Source organism: Cyanobium sp. LEGE 06143 (genome assembly GCF_015207535.1).
In the GTDB taxonomy this organism is placed as follows: domain Bacteria; phylum Cyanobacteriota; class Cyanobacteriia; order PCC-6307; family Cyanobiaceae; genus NIES-981.
Genome location: NZ_JADEWP010000189.1, coordinates 1 through 4,648, shown reverse-complemented (window position 1 = coordinate 4,648; position 4,648 = coordinate 1). Strand labels below are relative to the sequence as shown.

Annotated in this window: 2 protein-coding genes and 1 pseudogene; all 3 read left to right on the top strand. The window is 72.6% G+C overall.

The annotated features are described in order from the left end of the window. Positions 1 to 2,620 (top strand): SbcC/MukB-like Walker B domain-containing protein (locus IQ216_RS14570; RefSeq protein ID WP_193815603.1); only part of this gene is annotated, 2,620 nt, incomplete at its 5' end. Then, positions 2,617 to 3,192, top strand: coding sequence for a hypothetical protein (locus tag IQ216_RS11770; protein ID WP_193815602.1), 576 nt, complete (start codon positions 2,617 to 2,619; stop codon positions 3,190 to 3,192). The genes IQ216_RS14570 and IQ216_RS11770, both read left to right, overlap by 4 nt. Beyond that, positions 3,090 to 4,648: pseudogene (locus IQ216_RS11765) on the top strand (CPBP family intramembrane glutamate endopeptidase); the annotation flags it as partial. The gene IQ216_RS11770 and the pseudogene IQ216_RS11765, both read left to right, overlap by 103 nt.

The following is a 4,648-nucleotide window of genomic DNA, read 5'->3' as shown; positions in this document are numbered from 1 at the left end:
GTTCCGCCAGGTGATCCTGCTGCCCCAGGGCCGCTTCGCCGATGTGCTGCGGGCCAGGCCCGAGGAGCGCGAAACCCTGCTCAAGACCCTCTTCGACACGGCCCTCTACCAACGGGCCACGGAATGGCTCTCGGAGCAGGCCAGGCAGGCCCGGGACCAGCTGGAGCAACGGCAGAGCCAGCAACGGCAGACCCTCAGCCAGATCGCCGAGGCCTGGGCGCCCTGGCAGAGGGAGTGGCCGCAGCAGCTGGAGCTCACCGATGGTGGCCCCCCCGAGCGCGCCGCCGTGCAGGCTGCGATCGAGGGCCTGCTGCGGCAGGCCAGGGAGCAGCTTTCAGCGGCAGAGGCGGCCTTCAGCGGCCGCCAGAGCGCCCTGGGAGACTGCCGCAGCCAGCTGGAGCAGTGGCAACGGCGCCAGCAGGCGCGCCTGCGGCTGCAGGCCCTGGAACAGGAGCTGCCGGCGATCGCCGCCCTGAGGCAAGGTCTTGAACGCGCCGAGCACGCCGAAGCGGCGCGCCCCAGCCTGGAGGCCGCCGCCGCCGCCCACCAGCAGCTGGAGCAGGCCGCCAGCAGCTGCGCTGAGCAGCTCACCCAGTTGCGGCAGCAGCGGGATCGGGCCCAGCAGCTGCCTGAGGCCGTGGCCCAGCTGGATCTGAAGCAGTGCCCTGAGCCCCGGCTCCTCAGCGGCTGCCTCAACCTGCTGGCCACCCGGGAGCGGGAGCTCGAGCACGTGCTGGGGCTGGCCAGGGAGGTCCACCAGGCCAGGCAGGCGATTCAGGAGGTGAGCCGGGCGCTCCGGGAGGCCACGGACCGCAGCCGCCAGGGCGAGGAGAAGGTGGCTGAGCAGGAGCAGGGCCGCAGCGCCCTGCAGAAGCGGCTGCAGGGCTGCCGCTCCGCCCGAGATGGGCTGGCGGGGCTGGAACAGAGGGCCAGGGCGGCCCAGTCCCTTACCCAGACCCTGCAGCAACGGCAGCAGGTCCAGCGGCAGCTGGGCAGCGCCGCTGGAGCCGCCCTGGAAGCGGAAGCGCGGCAGCAGCAGGCGCGAAACCACCAGCTCGACCTGCGCGAACGGCAGCTCCAGGGCATGGCAGCTCGCCTGGCCACTGGCCTGCAGGCCGGCGAGGCCTGCCCGGTGTGTGGCTCCCTGGACCATCCCCAGCCGGCGGCGGCCCAGGCCGATGCCGTGGCCGATCAGGCCATGGAGGCAGCGGAGCGCCAGCTGGAGCTGGCCAGCCTCGCCCTTTCCCAGGCCCGCGCCGGGCAGGCGCGACAGCAGGCGCTGCTGGAGGGCCTGGAGGCCCAGCTGCGGCAACTGGGCTGGGGCGAGAGCCCTGAGACCAGCCCGGCCCAGCAGGCCCCCGCGGCAGCCCAGGCAACCGAGGCAGCTCAAGCAGCCCAAGCGGCCCTCACCAAGGCCCAGCAGGAGGCCAAGGCACTGCCGCAGCTGGAGCAGGACGTCGCCATCGTCGATCTGCGGCTGCAGCGCTACCGCAAGCGGCTGGAGGCGCTGCGGGAGGAGGGCGGCAGCCACCGTGAGCGGCWGGCCCAGCAACAGCAGCAGGCGACCACGTTGCAGGCGCGGCTGGAGCAGAGCCTGGGGGGCGACCACGACCCCAGAACCCTGCTCGAGCAGGTCCAGGCGCTGCGGGCGGGCTTCGATAGCCTGGCAGAGGCGGCCCGGCTGTCGAACACGGCGGCGGCCCGGGAAGCGGAGGCGCGGCGCCGCCTGGACGCCGACCTGGTGGCCGCGCACTTCGCCGATCGCCGCGCCCTGGCCGAGGCCCTCGCCGCGGCGGAGCAACGTCAGACCTGGACCACCCGTCTGCGGCAGTTCGAGTTGGAGCTGCAGCTGCAGCAGAAGGTGCTGGCCGAGCCGGCCCTGCAACAGCTTCCCGAACCCACCCCAGACCTGGCCGGCGCCGAGGCGGCCCTGGCCGCCAGCGATGCAGCCCGAAGAGCCGCCCTGGCCCGCTTCACCCGCGCCGAAGGCGCCTGCGCCGCCATCACTGACCTGCTGGCGCGGCATCGGCAGGGGGAGAACGAGCTCGCCGCGGAGCTGACCCACAGCGACCTGGTGCAGGGGGTGGCGGCCCGCTGCCAGGGCAGGAGCGAGCCGAATATCTCCCTGCAGCGCTGGGTACTCTCCGCCTACCTGGAAGAGATCTGCGGCTACGCCAACCAGCGGCTGGGTCAGATGACAGCAGGCCGCTACGAACTGCGGCTCTCCGATGCCAGCGGCCAACGGCGCGGCAGCCAGGCAGGCCTCGGCCTGCGGGTGCTGGACGCCTACACCGCCGAGGAGCGGGAGGTGTCGAGCCTGTCGGGGGGTGAGACCTTCCAGGCCTCCCTGGCCCTGGCCCTGGGGGTGGCGGATACGGTGCAGGCCCACAGCGGCGGCGTGGCCCTGGACACGCTGTTCATCGATGAGGGGTTCGGCAGCCTCGATGCGGACAGCCTGCAACTGGCCATGGATGAACTGGATCGCCTGCGGGAGGGCGGACGCATGATCGGCCTGATCAGCCACGTGGGCGCCCTGCGGGAGCGGATCCGCTGCGGGCTTGAGGTGATCGCTTCGGAGCGGGGCTCCCGGGTGGTGCTCGGTACGGTGACGTCACCATGAGCAGCCCTGTCCGTCTGCGCGCGCTCCAGGCTCTGCTGGGGGGGCTGCTGGCCCTCGTGCTGACCCTGCTGCCCCTGGGCCCGCTGCGACAGGGGCTGCAGGCGATGCCGCTGCGCCAGGGCAGCCCGGAGCGGCCCCTGCCGGAGAGCAGTGAAGCCCTGGCCAACCGTTCCCCGTTCAGCCAGAGCGCCTACTACCCCCTGGCCCTGCAACCGGATCGGCAGCTCTACCGGCCCCATGCCAACTGGATGGGACAGCTGATCCTGCCCTCGGTGGAGGAGAAGGCCCTGCGCCGCGGCGACTGGGTGTGGCTGGATCTGGAGCAGGCGCCACCGGGCCAGGAGGCCCTGATCGGCCAGCGGCTMGGCCTCACCTGGGCCGACCAGYCCCGCCTGCAGGCGATGGTGGAGGCCGTGAGCACCGATGTGCGCCTGGGCCAGGCCGCCCGTGACGCCGCTGCCACGCCAACGTGGTGCCCACCCGCCTGGATGGCCGCCTGGCCGTGGGGCCGCTGCAGTCCCTGGCCGGAGCCCTCCCCCAGGACAGCGTCAGTGTGCGGCTGGAAGGGGTGAGCCTCGAGGGCGACACGCTGCGGATCAGCAAGCCGCCGCTGCAGACCACTGGGCGCTGGCTGGGGCTGGTCACCGTGCTGGGGCGCGACAGCAGCAGCGGCGATCCCCACCGCTGGCGGGTGCGGCACTACGACCGCTCCGACGCTGACTTCTCCGGGGTGGAGGAGTCGATCAGGATTCCGAAGCTGCCGCCTGATCGCTTCGGGCGGGTGATGCTGGATCCGAGCGGGCTGGTGGCCTCGGAGCTGAACCCCGAGGGCTGGCTGATCAGCGGCGCCCCGGGCCCCGATGGGGTGTTCACCGTGCAGGCGCTGCAGCCACGGGCCCTGCTGGGCCTCAAGCCCACGCAGGTGGTGCGAGGCACGGCCGCAGGGCTGAGGGAGATCGACCGCGAGAACTGGGCGAAAGCAGCCCTGCGCCTGGGCACGCTGACCAGCACCGCCATCACCTCGAAGCCCGAGGAGCTCCCCCTGACGCAACCCGGGCAGCGGGCCCTGCTGATCCATCTGTTCGGCGGCATCGGCGGACGCGATGGCGAACCTTCCCCGGCCTGGACCACCACCGGCCATCTGGCCCTCGGCGAGGCCGAAGTGGTGCTGGATCCATTCAGCGGCGAGCCCCAGCTCGATCTGCGCTACCACCAGATCTATGCCAACAACCCCAACGGCATCGTCTCGGGCAGCCAGGACTGGAGCGCCTACGCCGGCAACCTGCAGCGGGGCTGGCTGGGCACCCGCCCCTTCTCGGATGTGCTCGTGCCCCTGTACGGGCCGCTGCTGGATGCCCTGGCCCTGCAGGCGGAAATCATCAGTGCCCGCTACCGCACGGGCGATGGCCACGGCGTGGCGCTGGTGACGCCTGCCACCTCCTGTGTGCAGGATTCCAGCCAGGCCCTCTGGATCGCCCTGGATCAACTGCGCGCCGAACAACGGCTGGCCGGGATCGCGCCTGATCCGGACAGCCGCCTGAGTCGCCTGGGGCGGGGCCTCGAGGAGCTGCTCACGCCCTTCGGCATGGTGCGCCCCGACTGGCGCCACAACGCCCAGGTGACCGCCATGGCCGGCACGGGGTTGCGCCAGGACTCCCCAGGCGGGGCCGCCCAGCCCGCCTTCATGGCCAACCAGGGGCCGGTGGCGGTGCTGCTCAGCCTGCGCTCGATGCTGCCGCGCCGGGCCCATGACGGCCTCGCCACCGTGTTCCTGCGCCAGGGGCTGCCGCTCTGGATCCTGCGCACCAACCAGATCCCCGGCAACAACCCCGCGCTGGAGCCGGTCGCCCCCACCACCGTGCTCGGGCATCTGCCGGTGGTGGGCACCCTGGTGCCGCGGCTGATGGATGGCCTGGTGCCACCGTTGCTGGGGGCTCCCCTCGGCTTTTCGGTGCTGGTGCTGCTGCTGTATGGCGCCCTGGCCCTGGGGATTGGATTCGCCAGCGGCTTCCTGAACGGAGCCTGGCG